Origin of the sequence: Polaromonas sp. UBA4122 (assembly GCA_002381615.1) — a bacterium.
GTDB lineage: Bacteria > Pseudomonadota > Gammaproteobacteria > Burkholderiales > Burkholderiaceae_C > Polaromonas.
Genome location: DFWY01000038.1, coordinates 1 through 15,955 on the forward strand (window position 1 = coordinate 1; position 15,955 = coordinate 15,955).

12 protein-coding genes and 1 pseudogene are annotated in these 15,955 nt (G+C 58.7%); 11 read left to right on the forward strand and 2 right to left on the reverse strand.

Annotated elements, in window-relative coordinates; genetic code table 11:
* Both B3F77_RS05655 and B3F77_RS05660 read right to left on the reverse strand, forming a co-directional pair.
* Window positions 1-318 (reverse strand): annotated as a pseudogene (locus tag B3F77_RS05655) (hypothetical protein); the annotation flags it as partial.
* 192 nt (window positions 319-510) lie between these two features.
* Window positions 511-1,470, reverse strand: coding sequence for a helix-turn-helix transcriptional regulator (locus tag B3F77_RS05660; protein WP_293604022.1), 960 nt, complete (start codon window positions 1,468-1,470; stop codon window positions 511-513).
* A gap of 259 nt (window positions 1,471-1,729) precedes the next feature.
* Here B3F77_RS05660 and B3F77_RS05665 point away from each other — a divergent pair, with 259 nt between their 5' ends.
* From B3F77_RS05665 to B3F77_RS05715, 11 genes are all read left to right on the forward strand, one after another.
* Window positions 1,730-2,869: a zinc-dependent alcohol dehydrogenase gene (locus tag B3F77_RS05665; RefSeq protein ID WP_293604023.1), complete on the forward strand. Its 1,140-nt coding sequence runs from the start codon at window positions 1,730-1,732 to the stop codon at window positions 2,867-2,869.
* A 10-nt stretch (window positions 2,870-2,879) separates the two neighbouring features.
* Window positions 2,880-3,791 (forward strand): FAD binding domain-containing protein, encoded by a 912-nt coding sequence (locus B3F77_RS05670; RefSeq protein WP_293604024.1) that lies wholly within the window; start codon window positions 2,880-2,882, stop codon window positions 3,789-3,791.
* Window positions 3,784-5,730: a molybdopterin-dependent oxidoreductase gene (locus B3F77_RS05675; RefSeq protein ID WP_293604025.1), complete on the forward strand. Its 1,947-nt coding sequence runs from the start codon at window positions 3,784-3,786 to the stop codon at window positions 5,728-5,730. Before B3F77_RS05670 ends, B3F77_RS05675 begins: the two co-directional genes overlap by 8 nt.
* A gap of 10 nt (window positions 5,731-5,740) precedes the next feature.
* Window positions 5,741-6,757: a xanthine dehydrogenase family protein molybdopterin-binding subunit gene (locus B3F77_RS05680; protein WP_293604026.1), complete on the forward strand. Its 1,017-nt coding sequence runs from the start codon at window positions 5,741-5,743 to the stop codon at window positions 6,755-6,757.
* 92 nt (window positions 6,758-6,849) lie between these two features.
* On the forward strand, window positions 6,850-7,824 hold the full coding sequence (locus B3F77_RS05685; protein WP_293604027.1) for a Bug family tripartite tricarboxylate transporter substrate binding protein: 975 nt from the start codon (window positions 6,850-6,852) through the stop codon (window positions 7,822-7,824).
* A 34-nt stretch (window positions 7,825-7,858) separates the two neighbouring features.
* Complete coding sequence (locus B3F77_RS05690) at window positions 7,859-9,769, forward strand: thiamine pyrophosphate-dependent enzyme (protein WP_293604028.1); 1,911 nt, start codon at window positions 7,859-7,861, stop codon at window positions 9,767-9,769.
* Between the two features lie 18 nt (window positions 9,770-9,787).
* The gene (locus B3F77_RS05695) at window positions 9,788-11,251 is read left to right on the forward strand and encodes an NAD-dependent succinate-semialdehyde dehydrogenase (protein WP_293604029.1); all 1,464 of its coding nucleotides are present in this window, start codon (window positions 9,788-9,790) and stop codon (window positions 11,249-11,251) included.
* Between the two features lie 45 nt (window positions 11,252-11,296).
* Window positions 11,297-12,760: an SLC13 family permease gene (locus tag B3F77_RS05700; protein ID WP_293604030.1), complete on the forward strand. Its 1,464-nt coding sequence runs from the start codon at window positions 11,297-11,299 to the stop codon at window positions 12,758-12,760.
* A 44-nt stretch (window positions 12,761-12,804) separates the two neighbouring features.
* Complete coding sequence (locus tag B3F77_RS05705; protein WP_293604031.1) at window positions 12,805-14,556, forward strand: IlvD/Edd family dehydratase; 1,752 nt, start codon at window positions 12,805-12,807, stop codon at window positions 14,554-14,556.
* 433 nt (window positions 14,557-14,989) lie between these two features.
* Window positions 14,990-15,196 carry a hypothetical protein gene (locus B3F77_RS05710; protein ID WP_293604032.1) on the forward strand — a complete coding sequence of 69 codons (207 nt, stop codon included), beginning with the start codon at window positions 14,990-14,992 and terminating at the stop codon, window positions 15,194-15,196.
* Between the two features lie 10 nt (window positions 15,197-15,206).
* Window positions 15,207-15,698: a CBS domain-containing protein gene (locus B3F77_RS05715; RefSeq protein ID WP_293604033.1), complete on the forward strand. Its 492-nt coding sequence runs from the start codon at window positions 15,207-15,209 to the stop codon at window positions 15,696-15,698.
* The last annotated feature ends 257 nt before the right edge of the window (window positions 15,699-15,955 follow it).

Below are 15,955 nucleotides of genomic sequence, written 5' to 3' on the forward strand. Positions count from 1 at the left end.
CACACGAATCTTACTGACGGGCCTTGCTCTGCGCCATTTCGCCCGCCAAAGCAGACGGATTTTGCCTGAGGCCACTGGTTTTCCACGAACCCAGTGTTTATGCGCCCTGGCAGCCGATTCAGACTTTCGGAAAACCCGCAACCAGTTGACAACTTTGGTTCGTGTGACACCTGCCAACTCTTCTTGCCAGGGTTTGATAAGCCCAATGATCTTTGCAAGATCATTGGGTAAACGTTTCTCGACCACAACGTGATCTTCCTCGTCGAGGACCGACACTACGCTATTGTTCGAATGAAGGTCAATTCCGCAGTATTTCATCTCAGCCTCCAGTTGATTAAAGAAAGTTCGCAAACTCACTTTAAATCCACCACCTACCTCGGGGGCAGGAAGACGGCTAGATGATTTTCAAAACCAAAAAACCATCTGAGTTCGAATTCGAGAATCCCGCTTACGGCATATCCGCTCTCAACAAAAACCTGGTGTTGGAGTTGAACTCGTGAAAATTTCTGCTCAAGTTCTGCGCATTGACTTTCGATACTCGCTCGGTGACTGGTCGAATCTTTGCCGAAAGCGCCGTGTGAAATAGGCATCATCCGCAAAGCCTACGGAATTCGCAATCTCGGATATACGTTGGACGGTATGCGCGAGAAGATGTTGCGCCTGCTCCATTCGGCGCGCGGTTAGCCATTCTATAAAGGCCATGCCGGTTTGTTTTTTCAGCAACTGGGACAGGTAGTTGTGGGAGAGAAAGGTGGCCTCTGCGACTTCGTTCAAAGAAATGTCGCGACTCAGGTTTTCATCGATGAACGTCATAACACGCCGCAGGGCATCCGAGCGGCCCTGCATGAATGTTCGATTCTCTGAAAGTGCCAGCAGGGCGGGGGCATGACGTTCAACAGCAAACCCGATGAGTTCCAGCAAGGCGCCACGAATTCTCTCCATGGTGCCCAACGTGCGGGTTTTATGCAATTGGGTAAGCCGGTTAAGTATGGCGCTGACATGAGCAAATTCCTGCTCAGTGAAAACGAAGTCAACGTAGCCCTCATAGAGGAACGGGATCAATTCTGGATACTTCGCGATGGAAGCGGCCTCCATTTCCAGTGGAGACAAGTCAAAGTCTTGCCGCAGAAAATTGGCGGCAAAGTTAATGACGTAGTAGTCAGGATTCCCCAACTCATGAGCGGCGTAGTGCACCCGATAGGGAAGAATGAAAATCAGGGATCGAGCCGGATAGCTGCATCGCTGTCCACCAATGACATGATGTGCCTCCCCGGCAACGTTGGCCTCAATCTGAAAGAACTCGTGGCGGTGTGGCGTTGTCACGGGGGGACGAACAGTGTGACTGCGGATTTCGAAGTCGAGCCGGTCAGAGCGTTCAACCATCTTGTAGGTTTTTATTTCCGGATTGTCCTTTTTTGGGGATCGCCGAGCCAAGGCTACATCCGGTTGGTGTGAGGCTACGGGAGTCATGGGGTTTCGGGTTTTCAATGCTTTCTCCGCCTAACGGATCCACCCAATGCTGAGATGGTCAAGAACTGAAAACGCAATAAAGCACATGGTGAATTGATCAAAGTTGCTCCAGATTGGATTATTCATCGAAACTCTTACACGTTTCCATGCACATGCCAGCACTGACTTGAATATGACTCCCGATGCCTATTTAATACGTCAACACCGCATCCCACCGGAGATTGTGTGGCAAACATTCAACCATTTACAGGATTCAGCCATGAACGAAGTGACAGAAGCACCTCGCAGCTACAAAATTCCCGAAACCATGAAGGCTTGGGTGCTGGGTGACCCAAATCAACTTACTTATGTGGATAAGCCGGTGCCCAAGCCCGGCTTAGCTGAAGTGCTGGTGCGGATCGACGCCATTGCCGTGTGCGCCACCGATTTGGAAATCATCCACAGGGGTCCACCCGCGATGATACAGGGGGGCTTGCCTTTCAATAAAAACTTCACGCCCGGCCATGAATATATGGGTACGGTGGTCAAGCTCGGTCCCAACGTGGATGAGTACAAAGTGGGTGACCGCGTGACAGTCGAGGTGCATGCCGGCTGCGGCCGTTGTGAGCGCTGCCGCGAAGGCATGTACACAGCCTGCCTCAACTACGGCAAGAACTACGGCGAAATGAATAAGGGTCACCGCGCCAACGGGTTCACCACCGATGGTGGCTTTACCCAGTACGCCATCAACAACATCAACACCCTGGCACCAGTGCCGCAGGATATGAGCGACGAAGAGGCCACGTTGATTGTCACGGCCGGTACCGCCATGTACGGTCTGGACGTGATCGGCGGTTTGGTTGCCGGGCAGTCGGTGGTCGTGATGGGGCCCGGCCCCATCGGCCTGATGGGTGTGGGGGTGGCCAAGGCACTGGGTGCCAGCGAAGTCATTCTCACTGGCACCCGCGACAACCGGCTCGAAATAGGCCGCCAGCTGGGGGCTGACTATACGGTCAACGTAACCAAGGAAAACGCGGTCGAGAAAGTGCGCGAATACACCAACGGTGGCGCCCATTACGTGCTTGAGTGTTCGGGTGCACCGAATGCGGTGAACGATGCGGCGATGATGCTGCGCCGCGGTGGCCGCATTTGCTTGGCCGCGTTTCCGGGCGAGCCGGTGCCGATTGACGTTGCGGCGCTGGTGCGCAACAACATCTATCTGTACGGTATTCGCGGTGAAGGTAAGAGTGCCACGCACCGTGCGGCCGCGCTGATGGCGCAGAAACGTTTCAATGCCAAGTTGATTCATACCCATACCTTCCCTCTCGAAGAAGTGCCGAACGCGCTGCGCCACGCCCGGGAACGTATCGACGACGCCATCAAGGTCGTGGTCAAGATGACCCACCCCGAAGGTTGCTGAGAGCTGCCCCGTGCTGACGTTTGACCACTACCTTACTCCAGCTACGCTGGATGATGCTTTCGATGCCCTTGATGGTGTGCCCGGTGCACGCATCGTAGCTGGCGCGACTGATCTTTTGCCCTGGGCAAGAGACGGTCGTGCCGGCGACGTGCATCTGAGCGCCTTGGTGGATGTAAGCCGGATAGCCGAGCTGCGCGGGGTGAGCCTGGCGCATGGGCGCATCCGCATGGGCGCGGCCACCCTGATCTCAGCATTCCAGAACGACCCGCTGCTGCAAAAGCAGGCGCCGGTGCTGGGATGTTGCGCGGTGTGGTTCGCGGATGACCAGATTCGGGAGCAAGCGACGGTTGGGGGCAACTTGGTCAATGCGTCGCCGGCAGGCGATTCGCAGCCGGCATTGCTGACGATGAATACGCACGTGACCCTGGCGCGGCGTGAAAACGGGCGCATCCTGGAGCGCACGCTGCCCTTGTCGGAGTTCATTGTCGGCCCCGGCCAGACCCTGCGTCAGCCGCATGAAATCATGACGCGCCTTGAACTGGACGCCTTGCCAGGTTACGGTGCTGCGTTTGAGAAAGTGGGACACCGCCGTTCCATGGTGATCTCCACAGTTTGTCTGGCCGCGCTGGTCAAGCTCGATGGGACCAAACGCCGGATCGAGGATGTGCGCATCGCCATTGGCGCAGTCGGCCCGGTGCCTGAGCGGCTGGACGATGTGGAGGATTTTCTTACGGGTCAGATGCCCGCCAGCGGAAGCTTGCGCGACGCGGCTGAAATGGCGGTTAGCCGGGTGCGTTCGCGCAGCCGGCAAGCGTATCGCCGCGAGGTGTTGGTCAATTTCGTTGAACGTGCGCTCATTTCCGCGTTCGCCCATGCAGGTCTGGCTATCCAGCGCCTACCCAAGGAGTCAGGCCATGTCTGAAGCAGCATTCAATTCTGCGGCGCCGGCCGATGGCCGGCACCCGATGACGGAGATTTCTGCCACGGTGAACGGCCGCAAGGTCACTCGCAGCGTACCCAATCACTACCGCCTGATCGACTTTGTGCGCGAGGAGCTCAAGCTCACCGGCAACAAGGAGGGTTGTGGTGCTGGCGAGTGCGGTACCTGCTCGATGTTTGTGGATGGCAAGCTGGTCAAGAGCTGCCTGACGCCGGTACAGAAGATTCAGGGCGCTGAGGTGGAAACGATTGATGATCTGGATCGCGACCACGGCATGACGGTATTGCAGCGCGCTTTTCACAAGTGCGGCTCCAGCCAGTGCGGCTACTGCATTCCCGGAATGGTGATGGCGGCGACTTCCACCTTGCGCCGCAATCCGGACGCCGGCCTTGACGAGATCAAGGAGGGCTTGGGCGGCAACATCTGCCGTTGCACCGGTTATCAAAAAATTCTGGACGCGGTAGAGCTGGCGCGTGATGTGCTCAACGGCAGCAAGCCCGAATCGGCGCTAGCCGAGGAGGACAGCACCAATTTTGTCGGGCACAGCACGCGGCGGCTCGATGCGCCGGCCAAAGTCACGGGCGCCATCAAGTACGCAGCCGATATGTGGATGGCCAACATGCTTCATCTACAGGTGTTGCGCAGTCCGCACCCGCATGCCCGTATCGTGCGTATCGATGTGAGCGCCGCCCGCGCCATCCCCGGCGTGGAATGCATCATCACCAGTGATGATGTGCCTGGTATCGACAACTTTGGCGTGGCTATTGAAGACCAGCCCGTCATGGCGCGCGGTGTGGTGCGTTATGTGGGCGAAGCGGTGCTGGCGGTGGCGGCCGAAACGCTTGAGATTGCCCGGGCGGCGGTGCGCAGCATTCAGGTCGAATACGACATCCTGCCGGCACTGTTTGATCCGGAAGGGGCGATGCAGCCGGGCGCCGTGCAACTGCACGATTTCGCCGGAAACAACATCTGCAAGCACACCAAAATCCGCAAAGGTGACGTTGACGCCGGCTTCAAGGAAGCGGACCTGGTCGTGGAGGAGACCTACCAGACCGCGCCGATCGAACATGCCTACCTGGAGCCCGAAGCCGGCCTGGCATACCTGGAGCCGGATGGCTGCATCACGGTGCAGTCACCCAGCCAGAATATCACGCATCATCGCCACATGCTGGCCAGGATTCTGAGACGACCCATCAACAAGGTGCGCATGATCATGAGCACTGTGGGCGGCGGTTTCGGCGGCAAGGAAGACATGATCTACCAGGGCATGCTAGCGCTGGCCGCGATCAAGACCCGCCGACCGGTGCGCTATGTATTCACCCGCGAGGAAAGTTTTATTGCCAGTGCCAAGCGGCATCCAATCAAGATCCGCTATACCATGGGTCTCAAGCGCGATGGGCGCATCACCGCGACCAAGATGGTGATGGTGTCGGATGGGGGCGCCTATGCCATGTCCACACCCTACGTGATGAACAAATCGGCGATTCTGGGGCCGGGGCCGTACGCCATCCCGAACGTCTGGGTCGATGCGATTGGCGTGTACACCAACAACACGCCCAGCGGGGCGATGCGTGCGTTCGGTGCATTCCAGTCGGAGTTTTCCACCGAGGCACACCTGGACCTGTGCGCGCAGCGGCTGGGCATGGACCCGGTGGCCTTGCGCATGATCAACCTGATGCGCGATGGCGCGACCACCCATACCCGCCAGCAACTGGACCGCGTGCTGGCGACCGAATGCCTGACGGCCGTTGTGTCTGCGGCGGGCTGGGACGCTGGTGTGCCCTACCGCCAAGGCGCCGACCACCAGCCCCGCACCGATTTCGCTGGACCGGGGACGCGCGCTCCCTGTACGCTGGGCGTCCGCCTGTCATCGCCAGGCGAACCGGTGCCGGCCGGCAGCCCCGATATGCTGAACAAATGAGGAGAACAACATGAAACATCGGGGACGCGGCGTAGCCTGTGGCTGGTACGGCATTGCCCGCACGGCTGCAATGGACCGGGCGGCTGTTTGGGTCGAACTGGACGATGGCGGCACGGTGAAGATCGCCACCGGTGTCACCGAGATTGGCGAAGGCATTCTCACCGGCTTGTGCCAGATCGCGGCGCAGGAGATGGGTGTTCGACCCGAAGACATCGTGCTGGGGGACAACGACACGGCGCGCGTGCCGGAAGCCGCGCATGCCGGAGCAACCCGCATGACTTACATGATCGGCAACGCGGTGGCTATCGGCTGTCGTGAGGCCTTTGGCAAGTTTCGCGACGCAATGGGAGCCTATTGGGGCGTGACGCCCGGCAGTATCCACGCATTCGCAGGTGAAGTCTGGGTGGAAGGATCGCCCACCAAGCGCATGACCATGGCGCGCGCGGTGCACGTGCTGAAGCATCAGCGCGGCATCGTCATCGTCGGCAGTGGTCTGTTCACCTCGCAGCACACGGGGCTCAATCCGGACACCGGAGAGTCCACGCCCTGGCAGAGTTACGTGTTTGGCGCGCAAATCGCCGAGGTAGAAGTGGACGACGATACTGGCGAGGTGCAGGTGCTGGGCGTCTGGGCCGCGCACGACGTGGGTCGCGTGGTCAATCCGCAGCAGGTGGAGGGCCAGATCGAGGGGGGCGTAGTGATGGGCGTGGGGCATGCGCTGATGGAAGACTACATCCAGGTCGATGGCCAGACCACCACGCCAGGCTTTGCCAAATACATCCTGCCCACTGCGCTGGACGTTCCACAGATCACGTCGATCCTGATTGACGAACCCGATCCGAAGACGCCGCTGGGTGTCAAGGGCATTGGTGAGCCAGCGATCACGCCGACGGCCCCGGCCATCATCAACGCCATCTACGATGCCGTGGGTGTGCGAATCACCCGACTGCCGGCCACGCCCGAACGCGTGATGGAGGCGCTGCGGCACAAGCGAGCGACACAAGGTAAGCGTAGCGAACGGGTCTGACAGGTAAAAAGGATTTCTCTGACGGGCCAAAGTCTAGAGCATTTGGGCGGCACGACAGGGATTTGACGATGGAATAACCGCTGGAGACAACCATGCGTTTCAGACAAGTCAAAATCACTCAGCGGCTGTGTGTGATCGGATACGGGCTCATGCTGGCTATGACGGCTGCGCCCTTGTTTGCGCAGAATTTTCCGGCCAAACCGGTGGAATTGACGGTGCTCTTTCCGGCCGGATCATCGACCGACGTGGTGGCACGGGGGCTGGCTGACGGTATTTCGAGGCATCTTGGGCAACACATGTTGGTCATGAATCTGCCCGTAGCTGGCGGGGCGATTAGCTACAAGTATGTGCAGGTACAGAAGCGGGATGGCTATTTCATCGTGTTTAACTCGAACTCGATCTCAACGGCCTACTACTTCGGCACAGTGCCTTTTGATTGTCGGGCGTTTGATCCTGTGGCCCGTGTCACCATTGAGTCAGTGGTAGTGGCCGTCAAAACCGAGGTTCCGTCGAAGGATCTCAGGGATATGGTGGCCTATGCCAAGTTGCGCCCGGGTGCGCTCCGTATAGGCAACACCGGCAGCGGCAGCCACATCCATACCTCAGCAGTAGCATTTTTAAATAATGAAGGCGTTGAGATGCTGGATGTTCCGTTAGCAGGTTCGCAAGTCGTGACCAGTCTGCTGGGCGGGCATATTGACGCTCTTGTGCAATTGCCCAGCGCGCTAACGCCGCACGTCAAGGCAGGCACGCTCAAGATCCTTGGTGTGTTGGCGTCTTCGCGCGAGCCTGTATTTCCTTCCGTGCCAACTGCGCTAGATCAGGGCCTCAAGTCCCAAGCGGATTTGTGGCGTGGCATCACGGCCCCCAAAGAGACGCCGCCGTCCACGGTGGCCAGACTGGAAGAGGCTATTCGCAAGACGGTCAACAGCCCCGAGTTTAAGGCGCAGGGCGCGAGTCCCGGTTTCATACCAGCCTTTCAGGCATCTGCCGACTTTGGCAAAACCATTGCCATTGAAGATGCCACGCTGTCCAAAATGATGGAAAAAGCCGGTTCAAAGATATAGCAACAGTAGTCATAGGCTTATAAAGGAAATGCGGATGAATCAAACGATTAACACGTCAGTGATCGGGCAGTTGGGGTCTGAGGGCCAGCAGGCTCGCGCAACGGCGATTGCCAGCGCTGGCGGCCTGCAGGCTGCACTGGACAGCGGGCTGCTGCCCAAGCAGGTCAGTGTCTCGCTGTCCGAAGGGCTGGTCTTGGGGTTGCTGCGGCAGGGTGTACGCAAGTACCTTGCGATTTTTGGCCATGGTTCAACCGATCTGGGTGAAGTGTTGCGCGTCTATACCGATGCGGGCGTGACCCAGGTGTTCAACTTCCGCAATGAAGTGGAGATGGCCCATGCCGGTACCGCACTAGCATGGGTATACCGCGAGTCGTGTGCTGTGGTGACCTCCATTGGTCCGGGCGCTTTGCAGGCGCTGGCCGGCTCGCTGGCCGCGGCTTCCAACGGGGTGGGTGTTTATCACATCTACGGGGATGAGACCACGCACGGGGAAGGCTACAACATGCAGCAAGTTCCCAAACCACAGCAGCATCTGTTCGGGCAGATGACGGCGCTGATGGGGCAGTCTTATGTGCTGCACACACCAGAGGCCTTACGTGATGCACTGCGCCGCGGCACGCAGTGCGTGCACCACCCGATCAAGGCCGGACCGTTCTTCCTGCTGTTGCCGCTGAACACGCAGCCGCAGGTGATTCATGAATTGAACCTGGGCGCCTTGCCGGAGCGGCTCAAGCTACCGCGGACCGGCGTGGCCGATGATGCAGCCATTGCGCAGGTGGCAGCGCTGATGCGCAGCCATAGCCGCATTGTGATGAAGGTCGGGGGGGGCGGTCGCGCCTTTTCCGCTGAAGTGCGTGCGTTGGCCGAGGCCAGTGGTGCAGCGGTGGTACTGTCGCCGGGCTCCACTGGTGTTTTGCCGGACGCCCATCCACAGAACATGCATGTGGGCGGCAGCAAGGGGTCAATCAGTGGTAACCATGCGATGGAACACGGTGAGTTACTGCTTGTCGTGGGCTCACGTGCGGTGTGCCAGGCCGACTGCTCGGGTGTCGGCTATCCGAAGGTGCAAGCAGTGATCAATATCAACGCCGATCTGGCTGACGTGGCGCATTACAACGCAACGCTGGCGCTCCCTGGTGACATCGGTGTGGTCATTGGGCAATTGCTGCGCGCCTTGTCCGTTGCAGGGACGCCTTCAGACGCCCGCCAAGCCTGGCTCGATGAATGTGCCGGGATGAAGGCGCAATGGAAGCGTTTTCTGGCGTCGCGCCAATTGGCGCAGCGGCTTGCTGACGATGTCTGGCAACGCCCTGTGCTGTCGCAGCCGGCGGCGATCAAGACGGTCTGCGACTTTGCCAAAGCTAACTCTGCGGTCAAATTCTTTGATGCTGGTGATGTGCAGGCCAACGGTTTCCAGACGGTGGAGGACGATCAGCCTTTCGATACCTATACCGAGACGGGAGCGTCCTACATGGGCTTTGCCACCTGCGCGGTGATTGCGGCCGGACTGGCAGACAAACCACGTTACGGCATCGCATTCACGGGGGATGGCTCGTTCATGATGAACCCGCAGGCGTTGATCAGCGCGGTCGAACACGGCGCCAAAGGCATGATTGTCATCTTCGACAACCGCCGGATGGCTGCGATCTCCAGCCTGCAGCAGGCCCAGTACGGCATCGACTTTCGCACCAACGATGGCGTCGCCGTTGACTACGTCCAACTCGCATCGAGTGTTTCCGGTGTCAAGGCGGTGTGGGGTGGCGATACCCTCGAATCTCTGCAGGCTGCGCTGAAAGCGGCGAGAGCCCACGATGGCTTGTCGCTGGTGCATGTCCCGGTCTATGCCGGCACGGCAGACGAAGGCGGCCTGGGCGCTTACGGTTCCTGGAACGTCGGCAACTGGTGCGCAGACGTGCAGCGCCGCTACGCCAATTCAACTATTTGATTTTTAGGAGCAAGCAACATGAAACTTGAAAACCTTGGTCTTTACAGCGAATACGGCCTGTTCATCGACGGCCACTGGCGTCCCGCCAAGGAGGGCGGTGTGCGGGAAGTGATCGATCCGGCCAGCGAGGAAGTGTTGGGATGGTTACCGGCTGCCGGGCAGGACGATCTGGATGCTGCGCTTCTCTCCGCACAGCAGGGTTTTGCCACATGGCGCCGCACCTCGCCGTGGGAGCGTGCCGCGGTGCTGCGTCGCACGGCCGACCTGATCCGCAGTCGCGCGGACAGTATCGCAAAATTGATGTCCATTGAAACCGGCAAGCCACTGTTGCAAGCCAAGGGCGAGGTCTCCGATTCTGCGGACCAGTTTGACTGGTATGCGGGTGAAACCCAGCGCATCTACGGGCAAACCATGGAGGCACGCGTTCCTGAGGTGCGCATGCAGATTCGTTATGAGCCCGTGGGGGTGGTCGCAGCCTTCTCTGCCTGGAATTTTCCGGCATTGCTGCCGTCACGCAAGATCGCAGCCGCGCTGGGCGCCGGTTGTTCGGTGATCGTCAAGCCCGCCAGCGAGGCGGCGGGCAGTTGCATGGCTGTCGTACAGGCCTTGCACGATGCCGGTGTTCCGGCAGGGGTTGTCAATCTGGTCACCGGCGACTCGTCCTTCATTTCCGAATATCTGGTGCGCTCGCCGAGCGTGGCCAAGGTGACGCTGACAGGCTCCACGGGTGTTGGCAAGAGGCTGTTGCACCTAGCGGCCGAAAACGTCAAGCGCGTGACCATGGAGCTGGGTGGCCATGCACCAGTGCTGGTCTTTGAGGATGCGGACGTGGCCTACGCGGCAGAGCAGTGCGCGCGCTTCAAATACCGCAATTGCGGGCAGGTGTGTGCCTCGCCATCGCGCTTCTACGTACACGAAAGTCTGTACGCCGCGTTCTGCGAACGCTTTGCTGCGGTAGCCAACAGCCTGAAAGTGGGGCACGGCCTCGACCCGGAAACAGCAGTCGGCCCGATGGCGAACAAACGCGGCCTGGACAACGCACACCGACTGATCGGCGACGCGCTCAAGCATGGCGCACGCCTGATCGCCGGGGGCGGCCGGCCGTCATATGTAGCTGGCGACAAGGGCTACTACCTGGCCCCGACTGCGCTGGCTGACGTCCCGGAAGATGCATTGATCATGCTCCAGGAGCCGTTTGCTCCGGTGGCGCCGATCGCGCCGTTTTCTTCGTTCGACGAGGCGATTCGTCTTGCCAACAGCACCTCGTACGGGCTGGCGTCCTATCTGTTTTCGAGTTCATTGAAGACCGCGACGCTGGCCAGCGAGGCGATAGAGGCCGGCATGGTGGGTATCAATGAGTTGGGGATTGCCAGCGCCGAAATGCCTTTCGGCGGCGTCAAGGAAAGCGGCATGGGACGAGAAGGCGGAGCGTTGGGCATCCGAGACTATCTCGAGCCCAAGTTCATCAAGACGCGGCTTTGACGAGCCGCGCGGTTCAACAAAAAAACATCATAGGAGACAACAATCATGTCAGCAATTTCCCTCGAATTGGGCGAGATCGATACCGCACTGGAGAAACGAGGCGGCGCGCGAAAGTTAATTTTCCTGCTAATCGGATTTGGGCTGCTAGGCTTCTCGCTGATCGCGCCCGTGCCGACCGGGATGAAGCCAGCCGCTGTCTACACTCTGGGCGTGATGGCGGCCACGGTTCTTTGGTGGATTACGGAGGCGATGCCTGTGCCGGTGACCGCGATGATGGTGCCAGTAATGTTGCACCTAACCGGCGTGGTTAAGCTTAACAAGGCTTTTACCGAGAGCTTCGGCGACAGCATGGTGCCTTTCTTGATTGGCGTGTTGGCCCTGTCAGTGGCGTTTACGCAATCGGGCCTTGGCAAACGCATGACTTACTTGCTGCTGTCGGTCTCGGGCGTCAAAGTCAACCGTGTCATTGGCATCTTTCTCTTCTTTTCGTACGCCATCTCGATGTTCATCACGGATGTGGCGGTGGTGGCGATGATGCTGCCAATCACGGTCGCTCTGCTGCAGGCTGCAAATGCCAAGCCTGGAAAAAGCAACTTTGGTCGCGCGATGATGATGGCGATCATGCTCGGCTCGACGCTGGGTGGCATCGCCACCCCGTCTGGCGTGACGGCCAACATCATCGCAATGGGCTTTCTCGCCCGCAATGCCCACATCAGCATTTCCTTTATGCAATGGACGATGATCGCGACGCCAATCTCCCTGATGATCACGTTCATCGCCTGGGCGCTAATCGTCCGAATTTTCAAACCCGAATTCAGCGAACTGCCATTTGGTCCCGACTACGTATCGCAGCAGCTCAAGATCATGGGCCGGTGGAAAACGGCCGAAGTGACCACTCTCATCGTGTTCCTCATCGGCGTCGTGCTGTGGCTGAGCGGTGAATGGAGCCACCTCCCGATCGCGCTAGTGTCGCTGCTCCTGATGGGCCTGCTATCGGTGCCACGGTATGGCGCCATTGGCAACTGGCGTACGTTCGAGAAGGGCATGGAGTGGGGCGCGTTGCTGCTGGTCATAGGCGGCTTCTGCCTGGGAATTGCTGCCACCGATAGCGGCTTGGCGAGTTGGGCTGCACAGACCGCGCTGGCACCGATGGCCGAGCTTCACGGCCGGCTTCAGCCACTTGCGGTGACCTTGCTGGTAGCAGTCGATTCGCTTGGATTCTCGAGCTTTGGCGCGGCAGCGTCGGTGAACGTGCCGTTTGTAATCTCGTACGCGCAGCAGCATGGGTTCCCGGTGCTCACCTTGGTGCTGGCGACCGCATTCGCTTCGTCCACACACTTCATTCTCGTCACTGAAAGCCCGTCGTTCGTGCTGCCCTACGCATTCGGATACTTCAGTTTCAAGGACATGTTCAAGATTGGCATCATCCTAACGTTGGTCAGTGCTGCGGTGATCGGGGTCGGCCTCGTTCTGGCAGGCATGCCCGCCGGCGTTGCGATGACAGGATGATGATCATGCAAGCTTTACCAGGTATTCACACAAAAGGATCATTGATGAATGAAGAAGAGACAAGCCAAGGCATCTCCAACGGGATGACCAACTATGGAGACCGCGCGTTTTCCCTTTACCTGCGTCGATCGTTCGCGAAGTCGATGGGATATTCCTCGCAGCTGTTGAGCAAGCCGATCGTGGGTATCGCCTCCAGTCCGTCAGGCTTCAATAACTGCCACCGGGCCATGCCAGAGTTGGTGGAAGCTGTCAAACGTGGCGTGTTGGCGGCTGGTGCCTTGCCCATTGACTTTCCAACGATCTCGCTGGGCGAGGTTTTTCTGAATCCCACCAGTCTCATGTTCCGCAATTTGATGAGTATGGACGTGGAAGAGATGGTGCGAGCCCAGCCGATGGATGCGGTGGTGCTTATTGGTGGTTGTGACAAGACCGTGCCGGCCCAACTGATGGGTGCGGCTTCTGCCAACATACCAGCAATCCAGCTCGTAACGGGCCCGATGATGACTGGGCGCCACAAAGGTGAGCGGCTCGGTGCCTGTACAGACTGCCGTCGCTTTTGGGGCAACTTTCGCGCTGGCAAGATCGAACGGGAAGAGATCGATGAAGTGGAGGGCCGGCTGGCCACCACGGCAGGGACTTGCGCGGTGATGGGTACCGCCAGCACCATGGCCTGTATTGCCGAGGCGCTTGGCATGTCGTTGCCAGGCAGTGCCGCGATTCCGGCAGTGCACGCGGACCGGCTGCGGGCCGCCGAAGCCAGCGGCACTCTGGCTGCCCGTATGGCCTTGGGACAGGTGCCGGTATTGCGCCCCAGCGACGTGATCACGCCCAAGTCGATCGAAAACGCGCTGCGCGTACTGCTGGCGCTGGGTGGCTCGACCAACGCCATCATCCATCTGACAGCGGTGGCGGGCCGGTTCAACATCCCGATTTCGCTGAAGCGCTTGAACGAGCTTAGCGAGACGACGCCAGTTTTGGTCAACCTCAAGCCAACCGGTGACAACTACATGGAAGATTTCTACGCAGCTGGCGGCATGAGTGCGCTGCTGCGGGAGTTGAAACCCCTGCTGCACCTCGACACCGTGAGTGTGACGGGCGAGACTTTGGGTGAGCGGCTTGATGCCGAAACGGGCGAATGGATTGACCACAAAATCGTTCGACCCGCCAGTGATCCGATCGAACCTGTGGGTGGACTGGTGGCGTTGTTTGGTTCGCTGGCGCCACGTGGCGCGATTCTAAAACGATCGGCCGCCGAGAAGAACCTGTTCGAGAAGGAAGGCCGCGTCGTGCTTTTCACCTCGCTGGAAGATCTGAGCGCCCGGATCGATGACCCGGACCTCGATGTCACAGCGGACGACATCATGGTGTTGCAAAACGCCGGCCCAACCAGCCGCAGCGGCATGCCAGAAGCCGGCTATTTACCGATCCCCAAAAAACTGGCGCAGGCAGGCGTCAAAGACATGGTGCGCATCTCGGATGCGCGCATGAGTGGTACAGCGTTTGGCACCATCGTGTTGCATGTCACACCGGAAGCCGCTGCAGGTGGCCCGCTGGCACTGGTTCGCAATGGGGACCGCATCCGGCTCAGCGTCAAAAATCGCAGCCTCGATCTGCTGGTGGATGAGGTCGAGTTGGCGCGCCGGCGTCAGGCCCTGCCGTCCTCTTTGCCGTACATTCCGCGCGGCTACGCCAAGTTGTACCAGGACCATGTGCTGCAGGCCGACTGCGGCTGCGACTTCGATTTTCTGCAGGGCACTGGCGCTGTGCAGCATTCAGAGGGGGACGCTTCATGCTGATTGGCGTACCCCAATGTCTCCAATAGCCAGCACACGAAGATCAACCGAAATCATGGCGACGCAGTGAACGTTTTCTGGATCAGCATATCCGTGATGGTTGGATCGCGATCGCGACTGTGGCTGATCAGAGTCAGGCCACTATCACGGGTGCTGGCAGAAATAGCCAGAGCCCTATATTTCGAAGTTCTGATTTGTGGTCCAAGAAAAGAATATTTTTTTGATCTGTGTGCCCTCGACCTGCCGACGCTGCCAGGAATCCGCAACGATGTCATGCGTGAAATTCAGCTGAAGTAGTAGAAAGTGATCGTGGACTTGACTAACGATCCCAGGCTTGACGAGGTGGCGCTGCTTAACCCGCTCACAGCGAAGACTTTATGCTTTGGACGCTGGGATTTCAGTGGAACACTGAAAAACGCGAGAAGCGGTTGCACCTGTGTTCTATTTGACCGAAGGCGAGATCGAGCGCATGCATGGCCCGGTGGGACTTGATGGCGAGAGCAAGACGTCGGCGGAGATTCCCGCGTCCTTGCTTGGAGAAGTTGCGGCTGTCACGAATAGTGTTTCGTGGCTGCAGCAAAAACGCGTAATTAGGCCGGTGATGGCGGCACTGCAAAGCGAGTGGATACATTCGAATTTGTGAAGGAACCAATATGCGAGTACGTGATATTCTGAAATCAAAGGGGGCAGCGCTGTTTACCGTGCAGCCGAACTGTCTGTTGTCGCACTGTGTAATTACGATGGCCGACAATGACATTGGGTCTGTGGTGGTGATGGACGGCCCGCAACTAGTGGGCATGGTCACTTTTCGCGAGGTGATTCGAATCTTGGCCCAGCGTCAGAAGGGTGCACTGCAGGGGCCGCTGCCATTGGTGGGCGAACTGCAGGTTCAAGCGGTCATGAATCCGAACCCTATCGCAGCTACGCTGGAGACTGAATTGCAGGAGCTTCGGGCCATGATGATCCGGCACCACCAGCGTTACTTGCCGGTACTTGATGGTCCTGTTCTTGCTGGTGTGGTTTCGTTCCATGATGTTGCACGAGCGGTTTACGAAGAACAGACTTTTGAGAATCGCATGCTCAAGGCGTATATCAGTGACTGGCCGACCGAGGATGATGAGATATCTGCAGGACGAACCGAATAAACCCGGCCACGTGTAATTCCAGCCCGCGAGAGTTTGGCGGAACGGGATTTCCCATGAAAACACCAGTAACTCTACGCCGTGATGCTTGGATCGCCTTTGATGTCACGGATTCAGGATGAGGTTAGAACGTGAGCGTAAAACTTAACATGAAGAGGTGGATTGATGGAAAGTCTTGATCTCAGAGTCCTGGGTGATGCACTGAACTGGCACAGGGATGGGCATGCGGTCACGCTGGTCACCGTCGTCCAAACCTGGGG

Excerpts from the sequence above, each read along its gene's own strand:
- B3F77_RS05715 (WP_293604033.1), top strand. The coding sequence starts at position 15,207 with ATGCGAGTACGTGATATTCTGAAATCAAAGGGGGCAGCGCTGTTTACC.
- B3F77_RS05660 (WP_293604022.1), bottom strand. The coding sequence starts at position 1,470 with ATGACTCCCGTAGCCTCACACCAACCGGATGTAGCCTTGGCTCGGCGA.
- B3F77_RS05690 (WP_293604028.1), top strand. The coding sequence starts at position 7,859 with ATGAATCAAACGATTAACACGTCAGTGATCGGGCAGTTGGGGTCTGAG.
- B3F77_RS05665 (WP_293604023.1), top strand. The coding sequence starts at position 1,730 with ATGAACGAAGTGACAGAAGCACCTCGCAGCTACAAAATTCCCGAAACC.
- B3F77_RS05685 (WP_293604027.1), top strand. The coding sequence starts at position 6,850 with ATGCGTTTCAGACAAGTCAAAATCACTCAGCGGCTGTGTGTGATCGGA.
- B3F77_RS05695 (WP_293604029.1), top strand. The coding sequence starts at position 9,788 with ATGAAACTTGAAAACCTTGGTCTTTACAGCGAATACGGCCTGTTCATC.
- B3F77_RS05705 (WP_293604031.1), top strand. The coding sequence starts at position 12,805 with ATGAATGAAGAAGAGACAAGCCAAGGCATCTCCAACGGGATGACCAAC.
- B3F77_RS05700 (WP_293604030.1), top strand. The coding sequence starts at position 11,297 with ATGTCAGCAATTTCCCTCGAATTGGGCGAGATCGATACCGCACTGGAG.
- B3F77_RS05675 (WP_293604025.1), top strand. The coding sequence starts at position 3,784 with ATGTCTGAAGCAGCATTCAATTCTGCGGCGCCGGCCGATGGCCGGCAC.
- B3F77_RS05680 (WP_293604026.1), top strand. The coding sequence starts at position 5,741 with ATGAAACATCGGGGACGCGGCGTAGCCTGTGGCTGGTACGGCATTGCC.